Annotated in this window: 16 protein-coding genes; 4 read left to right on the plus strand and 12 right to left on the minus strand. The window is 61.4% G+C overall.

The features are described 5' to 3' along the window. Positions 1 to 190 precede the first annotated feature (190 nt). Positions 191 to 1,645, plus strand: a complete 1,455-nt coding sequence (locus tag HY17_RS05035) for a TrkH family potassium uptake protein (protein ID WP_034763537.1) — start codon at positions 191 to 193, stop codon at positions 1,643 to 1,645. Between the two features lie 12 nt (positions 1,646 to 1,657). Here HY17_RS05035 and HY17_RS05040 read toward each other — a convergent pair whose 3' ends face one another. The 9 genes from HY17_RS05040 to HY17_RS05080 form a co-directional block, all read right to left on the minus strand. After that, positions 1,658 to 3,160, minus strand: coding sequence for a hypothetical protein (locus HY17_RS05040; RefSeq protein ID WP_034763540.1), 1,503 nt, complete (start codon positions 3,158 to 3,160; stop codon positions 1,658 to 1,660). A 197-nt stretch (positions 3,161 to 3,357) separates the two neighbouring features. Next, positions 3,358 to 4,056, minus strand: a complete 699-nt coding sequence (locus HY17_RS05045; protein ID WP_051599711.1) for a TlpA disulfide reductase family protein — start codon at positions 4,054 to 4,056, stop codon at positions 3,358 to 3,360. A 110-nt stretch (positions 4,057 to 4,166) separates the two neighbouring features. Then, positions 4,167 to 5,336: an OprO/OprP family phosphate-selective porin gene (locus HY17_RS05050; protein ID WP_051599712.1), complete on the minus strand. Its 1,170-nt coding sequence runs from the start codon at positions 5,334 to 5,336 to the stop codon at positions 4,167 to 4,169. A 140-nt stretch (positions 5,337 to 5,476) separates the two neighbouring features. Then, entirely contained in the window at positions 5,477 to 6,685 is a 1,209-nt protein-coding gene (locus HY17_RS05055; RefSeq protein ID WP_034763542.1) for an acetyl-CoA C-acyltransferase, read from the minus strand. A gap of 211 nt (positions 6,686 to 6,896) precedes the next feature. Continuing rightward, entirely contained in the window at positions 6,897 to 8,489 is a 1,593-nt protein-coding gene (locus HY17_RS05060) for a phosphoenolpyruvate carboxykinase (protein ID WP_034763546.1), read from the minus strand. Positions 8,490 to 8,670: 181 nt separating this feature from the next. After that, complete coding sequence (locus HY17_RS05065) at positions 8,671 to 9,291, minus strand: ElyC/SanA/YdcF family protein (protein WP_034763548.1); 621 nt, start codon at positions 9,289 to 9,291, stop codon at positions 8,671 to 8,673. Positions 9,292 to 9,298: 7 nt separating this feature from the next. Beyond that, positions 9,299 to 9,742: an NUDIX domain-containing protein gene (locus HY17_RS05070; protein WP_051599716.1), complete on the minus strand. Its 444-nt coding sequence runs from the start codon at positions 9,740 to 9,742 to the stop codon at positions 9,299 to 9,301. 44 nt (positions 9,743 to 9,786) lie between these two features. Beyond that, positions 9,787 to 10,179, minus strand: a complete 393-nt coding sequence (locus tag HY17_RS05075) for a hypothetical protein (RefSeq protein WP_051599713.1) — start codon at positions 10,177 to 10,179, stop codon at positions 9,787 to 9,789. Between the two features lies 1 nt (position 10,180). Further along, positions 10,181 to 11,077, minus strand: coding sequence for a haloalkane dehalogenase (locus HY17_RS05080; RefSeq protein WP_369802170.1), 897 nt, complete (start codon positions 11,075 to 11,077; stop codon positions 10,181 to 10,183). Positions 11,078 to 11,207: 130 nt separating this feature from the next. Between HY17_RS05080 and HY17_RS05085 the strand changes: the two genes are divergently transcribed. Next, positions 11,208 to 11,606: a VOC family protein gene (locus HY17_RS05085; protein ID WP_034763554.1), complete on the plus strand. Its 399-nt coding sequence runs from the start codon at positions 11,208 to 11,210 to the stop codon at positions 11,604 to 11,606. A 9-nt stretch (positions 11,607 to 11,615) separates the two neighbouring features. Here HY17_RS05085 and HY17_RS05090 read toward each other — a convergent pair whose 3' ends face one another. The 3 genes from HY17_RS05090 to HY17_RS05100 all read right to left on the minus strand — a co-directional run bounded on the left by HY17_RS05090 (position 11,616) and on the right by HY17_RS05100 (position 13,141). Next, positions 11,616 to 12,227 (minus strand): exopolysaccharide biosynthesis protein, encoded by a 612-nt coding sequence (locus HY17_RS05090; RefSeq protein WP_034763557.1) that lies wholly within the window; start codon positions 12,225 to 12,227, stop codon positions 11,616 to 11,618. A 140-nt stretch (positions 12,228 to 12,367) separates the two neighbouring features. Continuing rightward, complete coding sequence (locus HY17_RS05095) at positions 12,368 to 12,664, minus strand: hypothetical protein (protein WP_034763560.1); 297 nt, start codon at positions 12,662 to 12,664, stop codon at positions 12,368 to 12,370. Positions 12,665 to 12,790: 126 nt separating this feature from the next. Next, positions 12,791 to 13,141: a UrcA family protein gene (locus HY17_RS05100; protein ID WP_034763563.1), complete on the minus strand. Its 351-nt coding sequence runs from the start codon at positions 13,139 to 13,141 to the stop codon at positions 12,791 to 12,793. A 237-nt stretch (positions 13,142 to 13,378) separates the two neighbouring features. Here HY17_RS05100 and HY17_RS05105 point away from each other — a divergent pair, with 237 nt between their 5' ends. Together HY17_RS05105 and HY17_RS05110 are read left to right on the plus strand one after the other, a co-directional pair. Then, positions 13,379 to 14,689: an acyl-CoA dehydrogenase family protein gene (locus HY17_RS05105; RefSeq protein ID WP_034763566.1), complete on the plus strand. Its 1,311-nt coding sequence runs from the start codon at positions 13,379 to 13,381 to the stop codon at positions 14,687 to 14,689. Positions 14,690 to 14,793: 104 nt separating this feature from the next. After that, positions 14,794 to 16,177, plus strand: a 1,384-nt coding sequence (locus HY17_RS05110; RefSeq protein ID WP_197020225.1) for a zinc dependent phospholipase C family protein, incomplete at its 3' end; no start/stop codon positions are given.

Genomic DNA, 16,177 nt, shown 5'->3' on the forward strand with positions numbered 1-16,177 from the left:
CCCGAATCCGGCTGATGCGGTCCGCTCTGGCGCAGTTAATGCAGGCAACGTAGGATTTGCCTGCTGACCGGACATATGGCTGATGACCCGATCGAACCTGATGATTCTGCTGCTCGCCGCGTGCCCGGCACCCGCCGGGGCGCCGTGTTGACGTCTTCGCAGCTTTTCCCGGCTATGGTTACCGCCTGACATGCAGCTGCGCCCGCTACTCCTTGCCATCGGCATTATGACCGTGCTCCTGGGCGTGGCCATGCTGCCGTGCGCGCTGATCGACTGGGCCGACAAGCGCCCGGAAGCCTATGTGTTCTCGGTCTCCTCCTTTGGTGCCGTGTTCATCGGCACATGCCTGTGGGTGCTGGCACGCGGGGAGGTGGAGCGGACCGGACAGCGCGAAGGCTTCCTGTTGACCGTCCTCGTCTGGACCGCACTGCCGGCCGTTGCCGCCATCCCGTTCGTCGCGTCCGGCATGAGCTTCACCGACGCCATGTTCGAAAGTGTCTCCGGTCTGACCACGACCGGCGCAACCGTGATGACGGGGCTCGACTCCCAGCCGCGCGGCCTGTTGCTGTGGCGTTCGATCATCCAGTGGTTCGGCGGCATCGGCATCATCGTGACCGCGATCGCTATCCTGCCGCAACTGCGCGTCGGCGGGATGCAGCTCTTCCAGCTGGAGAACTCGGATCGGTCCGGCAAGTTCCTGCCGCGCGTGACCGATATCGCGACCTATCTGGGCCTGACCTACCTCATCATCTCGCTGACCTGTGCGCTGGTTTACTATCTCTGCGGCATGAGCTGGTTCGACGCGATCTGCCACGCCATGACCACGATGTCGGCGGGCGGTTACTCCACGCACGACGCCTCGTTCGGCTATTTCAACGATACGCCAGCGGCCTATGCAGCGACCTTCTTCATGTTCGTCGCCGGCCTGCCGTTCAGCCTTCTGGCCATGCTTCTGCTGCAAGGCCGGATCATGCCGATGCTGAGCGATCCGCAGCCGCGGCTCTATGCGGGCATCGCGTTCGTCCTCGCCAGCATCATTGTCATCTATCACGAGGCGGTCGTGGACCCGCCGATCTTCGACCACGTGTTCCACGGCTTCAAGGAAGCCCTGTTCAACATCATCTCGGTCATGACGGGGACGGGGTATGCCTCTGCGCCCTATGACACCTGGGGCACGCCGGTGATGGCGATCTTCCTGGGGGCGACTTTTGTCGGCGGTTGTGCCGGGTCTGCCGCCTGCGGTCTCAAGATGTTCCGTCTGGAGATCGCCTCCAAAGCCATGCTCGCTTATTCGCGCCGCATGGTTCAGCCGCACCGCCGGGCGCCGATCAAGTATGGCGGCAAGAATGTCGATGAAGACACACTGCAGTCGGTCATGGTCTTCATGTTTCTCTACTTCGCGACCTTCCTGATCTCGGCCGCCCTGTTGGGCCTGGACGGGCTGGATCCTCTGACCGCGATATCGGGTGCGGCGACGACGGTATCGAATGTCGGCCCCGGCCTTGGTCCGATCAACGGACCGTCCGGCACGTTCCAGGATTTCTCCGACTTCGCCACCTGGGTCTGCACGATCAACATGCTGCTCGGGCGGCTGGAATTCGTGGTCGTCTTCGTGGTGCTGACCCGCCGCTTCTGGCGCGGGTAATCCGGTTACAGATCAGTTCCAGGGATTGAAGCGCCGGGCGGGGCGTGCGGGCTGGGCCCCTTCGGATTCCGGCCCGGATTTTTCGACAGGCGCCTGAGGTTCCGGTGTTGCCGACGTCGTTTCAGAGACTGCGGGCAAGGGCTCGGCCGGTATACCCGGCTTCAGGTCAGCTTCCGTGAAGCCAAACTCTGCATCCTGTTCCATCCGCCACTCCTGCGTCGGATCAGGTTCCGCTTCCTCAGGCATGTCATCCGGCAGGTCGACGGTCCCATCGATCAGCTCGCGTTCGGCTGGCTCCGCAGCGGCGGCCGGTGCGCGCGGCTCTGTGCGGTGCGCGGCATGCGTCGACCCGAGACCAAAACCCGATGTAATGCCCGACAGGCTGAAGCTGCGCGGCGCTTCAGGTTCTGGTTCTGGAGCGGACTCTTGGTCCGCTGCCGTTTCAGCGGCGGGCTCAGGTACAGGTTCCGGAGCTGGCTCGGGCGCGGCTTCTGTTTCTGTAGAACGGTAACGGCTGAGATCGCTCATGCTGCCGGAAAATATGCCTGAACCGAATACGGGGGCGGGCCGCTGAGCAGGGGCGGCCGGATCTTCAGCGGGGGCATCCGGCTCGGCGGCAGGTGTATCGTCTTCGGCGCCAGCATTCCTGATTGATTCCCAGACATCATTCTCGCCGCCGAAGGGCTCTTCGGTCGCGAGCGCTTCCTCAGCGGCTTCGGTCACAGTGTCCTCGACCGCTGGTGGAGGCTCCGGTGCGGCCGGCGCTTCGAACTCCGCGGCAACCGCATAGGTGCGGGCGGTGTCTTCCGACCCTGCGAAGGGCGCGTAGGGCTCGGTTTCGGCAACAGGTTCCGGTTCGAGGACGGGTGTGACATCTTCTGCAGGTGCTTCTGCGGCGGCCGGCATTGCGGGTGCTTCCACAACGGGTTCCGGCACAGGCTCTGGCGCAACATCCAATTCGGTTTCTTCCGCCACCCGCGTCGCCGGGGGCGGCGCCGTATTCACCTGGTCGGCCATTGCCGCGATGGCGGCCTGCATGTCGGCCTGGCCTTCATATTCCGGCTCGGGCAGTTCGTGCTCTTCGAGCGGGTAGGAGTCATCGCCGCCATCTTCCGGATGCTCGAAGCTTTCCGGCTTGCTCAGGGGCGCTGACGTCTCGGTCTCCGTCTCGTCTTCCGTATCCGCCTCGTCCAGGCTGCTCAGCAAGGCAGAGATCGCCTTCTCGGCGCCGCGCGCATGGCGGTGCGCTTCGCGGTACAGGTCTTCGACGAACTCGGCGTAAGGCCGCCCATCCACATCGGTTTCGCCTGCGAAATCCTCCGGCGAACAGGTCTCTATTTCCCGGCCCAGCGTGTCGGTCAGCAAGAGGGAGTGCGGCGCAGCCGTCAGCGTCACACGATACCCTTCGGTGTCGTGCTTGATCGAGCCATTGTCGCTTTCTTCCCAGCTGACCCGCTGTTTGCGGGTCATCTCATCGAGCTTGTCGATCAGGCGTTTGGTCGAAGCATGCAACATTCCGGGGTGTCTCCCGTTTTCCTGTCCGGAGCCTACCAGTTAGCCGGTGCAGGCCGATTGTTCAAATGCTGCATCAAGAATCGGGCCAGGAAACTCAGCCTGTGATGGCTGCGCTGGCAAGTGGTACCGGAACGGGCCAGGTACGACGCCCGGTTGTGCCTTTCCAGGCCAGATCGAACCGCGCCGGGAAGCGGTGTCTACTGCTCCGCCTTCACGCGGGCGATGTCTTTCAGGAAGTCCTTGACCGGCTCGCCCCCCGCCGCGGAGAATTCGCTGCGATAGCCCTTCACAACCCCATCGGGTGAGACGAGCAGGTAGGAGGGGGTCCAGCCGATCTTCAGCGCGCTGCGCAGGCTGGTGTCCGTGTCGATCACGACCGGATAGGAATAGCCCTTCTCGGCGAAGTAGGCGTCGACAGAGCCGTACTTCTTGTACATCTCTTCCGGTGTCGTTCGTGCGGCGCTGGCCGGGACGTGGATGGAGAGGAAATCGAGATCCGGATCCTGGTTGATGGCTCTGGACAGCGCGGCGACGTAAGGCCCGTCCGCCAGGCAGTCGCTGCACCACAGGCCCCAGACATCGATCACCGTCCAGTTTGTGAGTTCGCTGGAATCGAAGGTCGATCCGTCGAGCATCGTGCCGGTGATATGCGGCAGCTGCTCGCCCAGGAGCGCATATTCATACGGCCGGCCATAATCATCGCGGCGGAGGCTGCCATCATCGGCCAGGGGTAGGGGATTGGCCGTGATGAAGCCGGTCGCGTCGGCGGGCAGGATGGACTCTGCATCCGTCGCGGCTGTCGCCGTATCGGCCGGGGCTTTCGCATTCTCGCTCGCTGGGCTGCAGGCGCTCACAAGTGAGATCAGGGCGGCGGCGGAGAGAAAAGTTCGGATCATTCGGGCAGTTCCTTCGAGCATTTCCAGCTACCTAGTGATGATTGCCCAGACCCGGAACTAAGGAGAACGATGAGGAAAGCTATTCACAGAAGATGCAACAGAACGCGGGATCAGAAGTCGAACTGCATCCTCAGGCTGATGCCGGTGACATCTTCCGATGCCCCACCTGCCAGCAGGTAGGTGGTGAAAGCCGGGGCGAGCCCGAAGGACGTCGACCCCAGATCCGCCTCGGATCGGTACAGGTTTATTCCTGCGTGGACATACGGGGTGGCAAACCAGTCCGCTGCGATCGTGAATGTGTTCAGCTCCCCGCCATCTGCGGCACTGTCCGACAGGTCCAGCCGGTCCGCCCGGGCGGCGAGGACCAGTGCGCCGGAGCCGCCCGCCGTCACAGGCCGGTAGACCTCGGGCCGGTCGAATCTGTTATGCTCATAGGTCCGGTGGCCGCCGAACACATAGCCGGCTTCGGTGTAGCCGCCGGTATAAGTTGCATCCGCTCCCGCAGATCCGTTTGCCTGCAGCTGGCCATATTCGCCAGCCAGCCAGAAGGAGCGGTGGATCCAGGCCGCTTCGACTCCGCCGAACAGGTCGTCGCTGGCAAATCTGGGAGTCGCAATAATCGCTCTGGCTTCATGCGAAACCGGGCGCTGCCGGTAGCGGAAGTCTGCGTCCCCCGCTTCGCGCCAACGCAACGACATTCCAAAATGCAGCAATTCGGTATCGGTCAAGATGGGGGTGAACACGTACCGGGCCGCCGCCACATGACCGCCTGAGAAAGCTGTATCATTGGCATTATCGGCAAAAACACCGGCATAAACAGAATGGCGGGGTCCATTGCGCTCCAGCTGGACGCCCACGCGCCGGTCGAACTCGAATGCGTCGGTGAACGCCGCGCGCTCATAAAAGACCAGGAAGCGTCCGGAAGTCTGCTCGTCCAGCGAGTTCCTAGTCTTGAACTGCCCGGCCCGCACATCCCAGCCTGACTTGCCCAGTGCCTGTTTAATGTAGGCGTCGGTAATTTCGATATCGCTATCATTGTTGAGAGCCAGCTCCACTCTCAGCTTGGTGCGGTCGCTCCTGAGATCCAGTCCGATGCGGCCCGTCCGAAGCTCGCCACGGTCATGGTCAAATCCCGACTCGTCACCGCTTGATCGCGTATAGTCATACTGAAGTCGCCCGAAGACCTGACGCTCCCAGTCCTCGGCAATTGCTGTCGATGGCAGGAGGGCCAGCGCCAGGAGAGCGGTCGTGCTGGTACGCGAGAGGGATTTGAGAAGCACCGGGAATCTCTCCGCGACATACAAAATAGCGCAGGAGATATAGAGTTTATGTGACAGTTAAACTCAAGTTTGATGACGCTAATGTTACAAAAAAGCCCCGGCAAATGCCGGGGCTTTCCTGTTTCTGTAGCCGCTATGGCTTAGCTGTAGATCTCGAACAGGCCGGCAGCGCCCTGACCACCGCCGATACACATCGTGACGACGCCCCATTTTGCGCCGCGGCGCTGGCCTTCCATCAGGATGGAGCCGGTGCAGCGGGCGCCGGTCATACCGAACGGGTGGCCGATGGAGATCGAGCCGCCGTTCACATTGTATTTCGCCGGGTCGATGCCCAGGCGGTCGCGCGAATAAAGGCACTGCGACGCGAAGGCTTCGTTCAGTTCCCACAGGTCGATGTCGTCGACCTTGAGGCCATGACGTTCCAGCAGACGCGGCACGGCGAAGACCGGGCCGATGCCCATTTCATCCGGATCGCAACCGGCGACGTTGAAGCCGACGAAGCGGCCGAGCGGCTTGAGGCCGCGTTTTGCGGCTTCCTGGGCTTCCATCACCACGACAGCGGCAGCGCCATCGGACAGCTGCGATGCGTTACCGGCGGTGATGTACTTGCCTTCCTTGACGACCATGCCGCCCGAGAGGACAGGCTTCAGGCCAGCGAGGGATTCTGCGGTCGTGCCCGGACGGTTACAGTCGTCGCGGTCAACGACGACTTCCTGGAAGGTCTCTTCGCCCGTTTCCTTGTTGACGAGTTTCATCCGCGTCTTCAGCGGAACGATCTCTTCAGCCATGTGGCCGCTTTCCTGGAAGGCGGCGGTGCGCTTCTGGGATTCAGCGGAGTACTCGTCCTGGTATTCGCGGCTGACGTTGTATCGGTCAGCAACGATTTCGGCGGTTTCGATCATCGACATCCAGACGGCCGGCCATTTTTCGTACAGGCCTTCTTCCACGATGCGGTAGCGGTTGGTCTTGCCGGAATGGGCAACCAGCGACAGGCTTTCGACACCGCCGCCAACAGCCACCGGTGCGCCTTCGTTGATAACGGTGTGCGCAGCATTGGCGATCGCCTGCAGGCCCGAGGAGCAGAAGCGGTTGATGGTGGCGCCTGCGGTCGAGGAAGGGCAGCCGGCGGCCAGCGCGATGTTGCGGGCGACGTTCATGCCCGTTGCGCCTTCCGGCTGGGCGGAGCCGAAGAACACGTCTTCCACGGCGGCGGCTTCCACGCCAGCACGCTCAAGCGCGGCCGACATGACATGGCCACCCATGACGATTGGGTGGGTGTCATTGAGACCTCCACGGTGGGTCTTGGTCATGCCCGTACGGGCGTAAGATACGATAACGGCTTCACGCATGGATTTCCCTCCAAGGACTGCAGTGATTGTTGCGGTGCACCCTACTGGCCCAATGAAAGGAACGCCAGCCCTTCCGTTCGCGTAAACGGCATGAAATCACGGCAAATTTTGCCCCGATAACGCGCCGGTGAGGTGTCAATGAGGGACAGGAATGCAAAAAAGCGCCGCCTGGGGGCAGGCGGCGCTCAATTTCAGATAGGTCGGATCAGGCTCAGACCGTGACTTTTGCCTTCGGTGCGGCGGCCTTCACGGCATCGTCCACATAGCTTTCGAACTTGGCGAAGTTCTCAACGAACATGTCGGCCAGTTTGGCGGCCTGCTTGTCAAAGGCAGCGACGTCGGTCCAGGTCGAACGCGGATCGAGGATCTTCGCATCCACGCCCGGCACGTTTTCCGGAACCAGGAAGCCGAAGGTTTCGTCTTCGCGGAAGCTGGCGCTGTTCAGCGAGCCGTCGAGGGCGGCGTTGAGCAATGCGCGGGTTGCCTTGATCGGCATGCGGTGGCCGGTGCCGTACGGGCCGCCGGTCCAGCCGGTGGAGACCAGCCAGCAGTTCACATCGTACTTGCCGATCAGTTCGCGCAGCAGGTTTCCGTATTCGGACGGATGGCGCGGCATGAACGGGCCGCCGAAGCAGGTGGAGAAGGTCGCCGTCGGTTCGGTGACGCCTTTCTCGGTGCCGGCAACCTTGGCGGTGTAGCCGGACAGGAAGTGGTACATCGCCTGGGCCGGTGTCAGCTTGGCGATTGGCGGCAGGACGCCGAAGGCATCTGCCGTCAGCATGATGAGGTTTTTCGGCTGGCCGCAGCGGCCGGACAGGGACGCGTTCGGAATGGCCGAAATCGGATAGGCGCCGCGGGAGTTCTCGGCGAGCGTCGCATCGTCGAGGTCAAGCTGGCGGGTGTCGGCGTCCATCACGACGTTTTCGAGGACGGTGCCCCACTGCTTTGTCGTGGCGAAGATTTCCGGTTCAGCTTCTTCCGACAGCTTGATCATCTTGGCGTAGCAGCCGCCTTCGAAATTGAAGAGGCCGTTTTCCGACCAGCCATGCTCGTCGTCGCCGATCAGGATACGGCTGGCGTCGGCCGACAGGGTCGTCTTGCCGGTGCCCGACAGGCCGAAGAAGATGGCGGCATCATCGTCCGGCGAAGTGTTCACCGAGCAGTGCATCGGCATGACCTTCTTGGCCGGCAGGTAATAGTTGAGCGCCGTGAAGACGGACTTCTTGGTCTCGCCGGCGTAGGACGTGCCGCCGATCAGGACCATGCGCTTGGCAAAGTTCACCGCGATCACGGTTTCGGAGCGGCAGCCATGGCGTGCCGGATCGGCGCGGAAGCTCGGGCAGTTAATGATCGTGAATTGCGATTCGAAGTTCTCGTACTCGCCGGCTTCCGGAATCCGCAGCAGGTGGCGGATGAACAGGGAGTGCCAGGCGTATTCGGTGACCACGGTCACCGGCAGGCGATGGGACAGGTCCGCGCCGCCGAACAGTTCCTGTGCGAACACGTCCTTGTCGGCGAGGTGGGCTTTGAAATCTTCGAAGAGGGCGTCGAACTGCGCCGGCGTCATCGAGGCGTTATTGTCCCACCACACAGTGTTTTCTGTGGTTTCGTCACGGACAGTGAACTTGTCTTTGGCGGATCGGCCGGTGTGTTGTCCGGTTTCCACAACAAGAGGGCCGCCCTCAGCGACACGTGCTTCGCCCGTTGCAACGGAGGTCTCGTAGAGACGTGCTTCGTTCCAGTTTTTGCGGACGGATTTTGGCTGAATCCCCAGTTCTCCAAGGATCGCTACAGTATCGCTCATTTTAGCCTCTGTTCCTGCCTTTTAATGCTGTTTCCCCAGCGCATTTCGTGCGCTCGTTTGGCTCACCCGTCCAAAATTTGCAACATTTGTGCCCAATACGGAACCGGTAGTTTCATATATTTTCATGCAGGTTCGCTTCGGCACGGCGGATTGGCGCCAACGTCCCGGAATCGAACACAATTTATTCTGCTTCCTTATCCGCCCCGCGCAGACGGTCCAGAATCGCATCCTGCCAGGCTTCGGGAAGCGCATACAGAATCCAAGCACCGGCTTCGTAGTGCGCCCGCCGCCAGATATCGATCGGATTGAGATCGCCGGGCGGGCAGGCACCCATGGCGCTGGGCTGGTGATCCGGTTGGGCGATGTAGATTACCTTCGCCCGGATCACCTGCATGCAGTTGGAAACAAAGACGATTTCACCGGGCGCCCGGGTTTTGGCGTTGCGCGCGAGGTTCTTCAGACCGGAGATCGTATCGCGGCTTTCCACGTCGGCAGAAATGCGCCCGCCGAGGCCAGAGCCGCGCGCCGCGATCAGCGCCATCTCCTGGCTGCCGAGCCAGCCCTCCTGCGGGCGGTGCCCGCCGACCATGTAGAGCCGGTCCAGCTTTCCGGCCTTGAGCAGGTTCACGGCCTTCGCGATTCGCGCGGCGGCGTCCTTGTTATTGTCAGTGTAGAAGACGACACCCGTGCCGCCGGTCAGCGATTTCGATTGATCCATGAAACGGCTGACGCCCCAGAATAGGGCGGTCGCGGTCAGATCCAGTACGATCAGCCAGAATACGATTCGGCGAAGCCAGCGCATGCCCGACCTATAAAGACTGCTTCAGGGCAGGCCGCCATGCCCCATTTGCAGTCGCGTTCAGGAATGTGATCGCGGGCGTTGTCAGGCGCTCCGGCAGGTCGTCCCGGCTGAACCAGCCCCAGCCGCCATGCTTTTCAGGTTCCATGATGCGCGGGTCTCCTGAAACGATGCGGGCTTCGTAGATCGGCGACACCCAGTGCTGGCCATCGCCGCCGTCGATGATCTCCGAGATACAGGCCAGGCACGTCAGTTCGATGAGGATGCCGAGCTCTTCCTCGATTTCGCGGCGAGCCGTATCTTCGGAGCGTTCACCGAAATCGATCTTGCCGCCGGGCAGGCCCCAGGCACCGGCTTCCGGTTCCTTCAGGCGCTGGATCAGGAGGACGCGCCCCTGGTCGTCGAGAATGCCGGCGCCGCAGCCGGCTCCGGGGCGGAGGGAAGAATCGGTCATGGCGGTCATTCTAGGCCAGACCGCCCGCCGGAGCAGCTATTGAATCAACGCTCGCCGAGAATCCAGCGGATCACGTCAGTATAATCGAAAGCCAGTGAAACCGTCAGCACCATGACGGAAAGCACAATCCACTTTCCTGACAGGGTCTGGCCCACGCGCCATTGGCCATGCCGGCGGACCAGGTAGACCAGCACTGGCGTCCAGAAGATCACATGGGCAAGGCCAAGCAGCCGCGAATACCCGATCTGGCTATAAAGGGCCATCAAGGTGCCGGCGCCCGCCAGGAAGCCTGCCAGTATCCAGCGCGCCTCGACCCGTACAAAGCTGAACGGCACAGCGAACACGCCCAGCACGACCACCATGATGTCCATCCAGTACTGGACCCATTGGGGTTGTTTGGCGACATCGGCCTGCCAGGCGGCCATCAGGTCTTGCATGTCAGAGTTCTCCGAAGGCTTTCAGAGCGGCTTTGGCGACGGGGGCGCCCCATTCCTGGACGAAATGGCCGGCCTCCTCGATCACCATCGGTTCGGGGCAGCCGCGGATCTGCGCCCGCAGTTTCTCCATGACGGGTGGTCCGAGCACGGGGTCGGCCCCGCCGACGGCCATGAATGTGTCGCCGTGCCATTCCCGCGCCCACCAGTTTGCCGCGCGTTTCGATGTTTCCACGCCTTCCATGCCAGGCGCGACCATGACGAGTTCCGGGAAGCGCCGCACACCGGCCTTGTAGGCCGCATCCGGGAAGGGGGCGCCATACGCAGCCGCTTCGGCGTCTGACAGAACTGGCGTCCCGCGCTTCATCAGGGCGGCAATGTCCATGTCAGGCTGGGATGCGCTATAGGCTTTCCAGGCATTGAACCCCTGGCTGGGCGAGCTGCCGGTCGCCAGCGTCGTGTTCATCACGATCAGGCGTTCGAACCTGTCCGGCATGTCTGGCGGCAGGGTCAGGCCCAGCAGGCCGCCCCAGTCCTGGCAGACGAGCGTGACCTGTTGCAGGTCCAGCCGCTCGATCAGGGCGAGCATCATGTCCCGATGGAAATGGAACGTGTAGACATCGTCCGCGACCGGCTTGTCCGAACGGCCGAAGCCCAGCCAGTCAGGGGCGATCACGCGTGCGCCGGAATCAAGGAAATCCGGGATCATCTTGCGGTAAAGGTAGGACCAGGTCGGCTGGCCGTGCAGGCAGAGATAAGTGCGCACGGCGTTCTGCGGACCCTCATCGACATAATGCACACGCAGGCCTTCATAGCCGGGCAGGTCATCCACATAATGTGGCGGGTAAGGCCAGTCGGGCAGGCCTTCGAATCGGTCGTCCGGTGTGCGCAGGGCTTCTATCGTCACGTGTTTCGTCTCCCACCTTTGATCTCATGCCGCTCCCGGCTAACATGGCCGGGGCATTTCTAACCGGATCATTGCGCGAATTGGGCGGAATGTCCCGACACGAATTCTGGAGGGAAAGGCCGGTATGGCAAAAGTGATCGGTTTGGGCGGGATATTTTTCCATTGTGCAGACGTCGAAGCGACACGCGCCTGGTACAAACGGGTGCTGGGCCTCGAAATCGATGATTATGGTGGCTCAAGCTTCGTCCACGCCGACTCGGCGACGCAGTTCCCTCAGGGCGCTCGCACGATCTGGGCGCCTTTCAAGGCGGGCAGCGACTATTTCAAACCCTCGGATGCGGACTTCATGATCAATCTCATGATCGACGATTTCGACGGCATGCTGGAGCGCCTGAAGACAGAAGGGGTGCCGATGGAAGGAGAGCCGATGATCGAATCCTATGGCAAGTTCGCCTGGGTCATGGATCCGGACGGCCGTAAGGTCGAACTCTGGCAGCCGGTGGAGTCCTGCCCCGCCGCCTAACCCAATAAATCAGAACCAACCGGCGACGGTGTTCCATGGAACCATGAAAACGGTCAGGCTGACGGCGCCTGCGGTTCCGGCGAACCCGGCCAGCATCAGGGCGCCATCCCGCGCCACGAGGGCAAGCCCGAACAGCACGATCGCCATGCCGGGTGCAGCAACAGCGAACGGCACCAGTTCCAGCGGGATCATCAGCAATGAGAGCATCGAAACGGACAGGGCGGCACCATAAGTGGCGATCCTTCCGGTCGCCCAGGGCAGGCGTTCGGTGATCATCCGGTCGATCCGCTGGAGCCAAGGCTTCACCCGGCCTCTTGCCTCTTCGAGCTTTGTGCACTCAATTCCTTGTTCCTGCACGAATTCCGGCATCCAGATATGGCGGGCGCCAAACACGATCTGCAGGCTGAACAGGAGGATGATTGCGCCGACGACAATGGGCAGGCCCGGAATCCCGCCGAGTGGCGGCACGGATACTAAGAGGCCAAGCAGCATGATGACCGGCCCGAACGACCGGTCGCCGAACATGTCGAGCAGGGCACCGATCGTCACCTTGTCCCGATCGCAGTCCTCGATGGCCGTATCGAGAACGCTTTCCAATGGTTTGCTGCGGCTTGGGGCCATAACTCCTCTCCGATTGAAGGTTTAACGTGCCAACAGGCGGAGCGTTGCCGGAAAACCGCAAAAAAATGGCCGCCCGGCTTTGAATCCGAGGCGGCCCGAGGAGAGGCTCTGGAGAGCTAGACTGGTAAAGTCGCGCCGCTTTAGTCGCGCGCAGAGGCCTTGCAGGCTTCGATGTCTTCAGCCGAGAGCTCGAACTTGTCATTCTTGAAAGAGGTGATTTCGCCAGCTTTCTTTGCGAGCTTCTTGCAGTCGCGCAGCGTGACTTTCTTGCGGTCCATGTCGCCTTTGCAGACGGTGCCTTCGCAAGACCAGACGGTACCGATGACGGTCACGCGTGCCTCGTCAACCGGCTTGGCGGTTTCGAAGGTGAAGCTGGTGGCGAAAGCAGGGGCGGCGAGGCCAAGGAAGGCGGCGCCAAGGATTGCGGAACGGAGCATGGGAGGATGCCTTTTCGCTTATGGTTATGTTCAGCGCCGGCAGCACGGTGATCACTCCGGCGCTGAACCAATAGAGATCGCTGAAAAATTCGTCAAGTGTTCAGCGCTTCATGTTAAGCAGTTGTCTTATTTCAGCGATGCCAGGACACGGGTCGCCTGCTGGGTGCTGGCCGCATAGATGCGGGTTAGTTCCGGATCGTCGATCTGGGTCACGGCCTTGGCGATGATTTCGGAGACGCAGACATCGTCCACGCGCGGGGCGCCGGCGACCGGCCGAGTGTAGCGGCAGGCTTCAGTTGCTTGGTCTTGCACTGATTTCAGAACAGTTTCAGCGCCGGAAGCGGTGCCGAGAGCCGTGGCGTCATACTGTACGTCCAGCTGCAGGTTACGCTGAATCTCCGCCGAGGCAGGGGCGGCGAACATGGTTGCACCTACAAAGGTGGCGGACGCAGCAAGAGAGAGGATGCGAGAGATCATGGGAGGAAACCTTTTTGCGTTGGATTTGCGTGGCCCGGTGTAGCCACAAGGCAGAGAATATGATCACTGAACAAAATGTCAATCATTCAGCGCTTATAATTTTTCTAATAGCTCAATTTAGTTCGCTGCTTGCCCCGGCGGCACAAATTGCGGTGCGCCGGTCCCTCGATATGCTGACGTCAACAGGCTTTACAAAAGACGCCTCAAACCGGGGCAGAGGTCAGGAGGACGCGCGACATGGATTTCAATATTCCCCAGGAAATAGCCGACTATTTGGTGGTGCTCGACAAGTTCATCGAGGACGAAATCAAGCCGCTGGAAGAACAGGACGACAATATCCGCTTCTTCGACCATCGCCGCGAATGGGCCCGCACCGATTTCGAGAATGGCGGCCTGCCGCGTCCGGAATGGGAAGAACTTCTGACCGAAGCCAAGCGCCGTGCCGATGCCGCCGGCCACCTGCGTTATGCGCTGCCCAAGGAGTTCGGCGGCCAGGACGGCACCAATCTCGGCATGGCCATCATCCGTGAGCATTTCGCCCGCAAGGGTCTCGGCCTGCACAACGACCTTCAGAACGAGCACTCGATCGTCGGCAACTTCCCGCAGATTCTGATGCTGCGCGACTTTGCCCGCCCGGACCAGCGCCACCTCGCGGACGCTGCACTGAAGGGTGAGTTCAAGGCCTGTTTCGGTCTGACCGAGCCGCATCACGGCTCCGACGCCACGCATATGGAAACCCGCGCTGTACGCCACAAGAAAGACGGCAAGGATGGCTGGCTGATCAATGGCGAGAAGATGTGGATCACCGGCATGCACGTCGCCAGCCACATCATGCTGTTCTGCCGTACCAGCGGTGAGGACGGCGACGCGAAAGGCATCACCTGCCTGATCATCCCGGCGCGTGACCCTGGCGTGATCATCGAAGAGTATATGTGGACCTTCAACATGCCAACGGACCACCCGCGCCTGACCATCAAGGATGTCTGGGTGCCGGAAGACGCCGTGTTCGGCCCGCCGGAAGGGGGCCTCGCGCTGGCCCAGCACTTCGTGCACGAAAACCGTATCCGCCAGGCGGCCAGTTCCGTCGGCGCGGCGATGTACTGCATCACCGAAGCGGTGAACTATGCCAATGAGCGCCGCCCGTTCGGCAAGCCCCTGTCGGTCAACCAGGCAATCCAGTTCCCGCTGGTCGAACAGGCGACCGAAGCGGAAATGCTGCGCCTCTTCATCTTCAAGACGGCATGGGAAATCGACCAGATGTCCAAGCCGGAGGTCGCGATCAAGCTCTCCGACAAGGTCTCGATGTGTAACTACAAGGCCAACCGCCTCTGCTGCGATGCAGCTGACCGGGCCATGCAGGTGCATGGCGGCATCGGCTATTCCCGCCACAAGCCGTTCGAGCACATCTACCGCCACCACCGCCGTTACCGCATCACCGAGGGCTCCGAAGAGATCCAGATGCGGAAAGTCGCCGGCCACCTGTTCGGCTTCATGGGCCCGAACAAGGGCAAGAACCGCAACGAACCGTTCGATTTCGCGGTCCGCTGATTTGCAGAAAATTCTTCGCGCAAGGCGCGAAGGGTTAACAACCGGGTAACCAAGTTAACGCACTCCTCAGTCTGACAAACTGCCAGGCTGAGGAGTCTCCGCCCATGTCTCTGCTCGAGCGTGTCGTTCGTGCCCATCGTTGCCGTTCTACCCATCACTATATTGCACTCGATGCCCTTTCGCTGATTGGCGGGGAGCAGGGGGAGGCCTGGAAGGCCATCTTCCTGGTCCATCATGAGCACCTGCTGGCGGGTGCGAAGGCGCCGGATGCGAAGTTCAAGGACTTCAAGAACCACGTCTGTCACGTGAATGAAGGCCGCTGGGGCGGCGCCCCCGACAAGGCCATGGAGTGGTATGCCCGCTCGGTCGAATTCCTCCGTGCGAAGAAATGGAGCAAGGCGGCCTACGCGCTCGGCGTGCTGAGCCATTATTACGCTGACCCGATCCAGCCTTTCCACACCGGGCAGACCGAGGAAGAGGGCGTCATCCACCGCGCCGTCGAATGGTCCATCGCCAAGAGCCGCGACGTGATCGACGAGATTATCGAAGCGAACGGCTATCCGGACATTCAGATTCCGGACGGACCGGGTTTCGTCGCCGAAATGGTCGTCGAAGGCGCGACCCTTTCGAACACGTACTATAACACCTTCATCGACCACTATAATCTCGAGCGCGGCGTCTCCCATCCGCCGTCCGGCCTCGATGAGACGATGCGCGAAGGTATTGCGGAACTCGTCGCCTACGCCACGGCAGGCTTCGCTGCGCTGCTGACGCAGGCTGTCGAAGAGGCTGCCGTCGCGCCGCCGAAGGCGCATCTGACATTGCAGGGCTATATCGAAACGCTCGACATTCCGCTCCGCTGGATCACGGCGAAGCTCGCCGATGTGAACGACCGCGCGCAGGTCGAGCGGATGTACAAGGAATTCAAGAAGACCGGCAAGGTGATCAAGACCCTGCCGGAAGACGACAAGATCATCCGCAAGAAGCACGCAGCACAGGTGCTCCGTGTGCCGCTGAAGGAACTCGACAAGCAGGAAATCCGCCAGATCGGCATGGCCCATGTGCTGCCGGAAGGAGAGGTCCCGGCGATCGTGGAGGAACCGGAAGTCGAAATCGTCGAAGAGGACATCATCCTCGACCAAGCTGCCGAGATCGAAGCTGACGTTGAAGAGATCGACGTCGACGAAATCGAGGCCGGTGAAGTCGAAGCAGAAGCTGGAGATGCCGAGGCTGACACTGAAGAAGAGCTGATCCTCGATGAAGCAGACCTTGCGGCCATCGAAGCGGCGGGACTGGACGTGGACGGCGAGACGGAAGAAGAAGCCGAGCTCAGCGCTGGCGACGACGAGGACGAGAACGACGATGAGTACGAGTCCGATGAAGATGAGGATGAGTACGAAGACGAGGACGACGACGACGAAGACGAAGACGAAGACTTCGACGAAGACGAGGATGATGAGGAATACGACGAGGACGATGAGTCCGACG

The organism is Hyphomonas sp. CY54-11-8, from assembly GCF_000682735.1.
GTDB lineage: Bacteria > Pseudomonadota > Alphaproteobacteria > Caulobacterales > Hyphomonadaceae > Hyphomonas.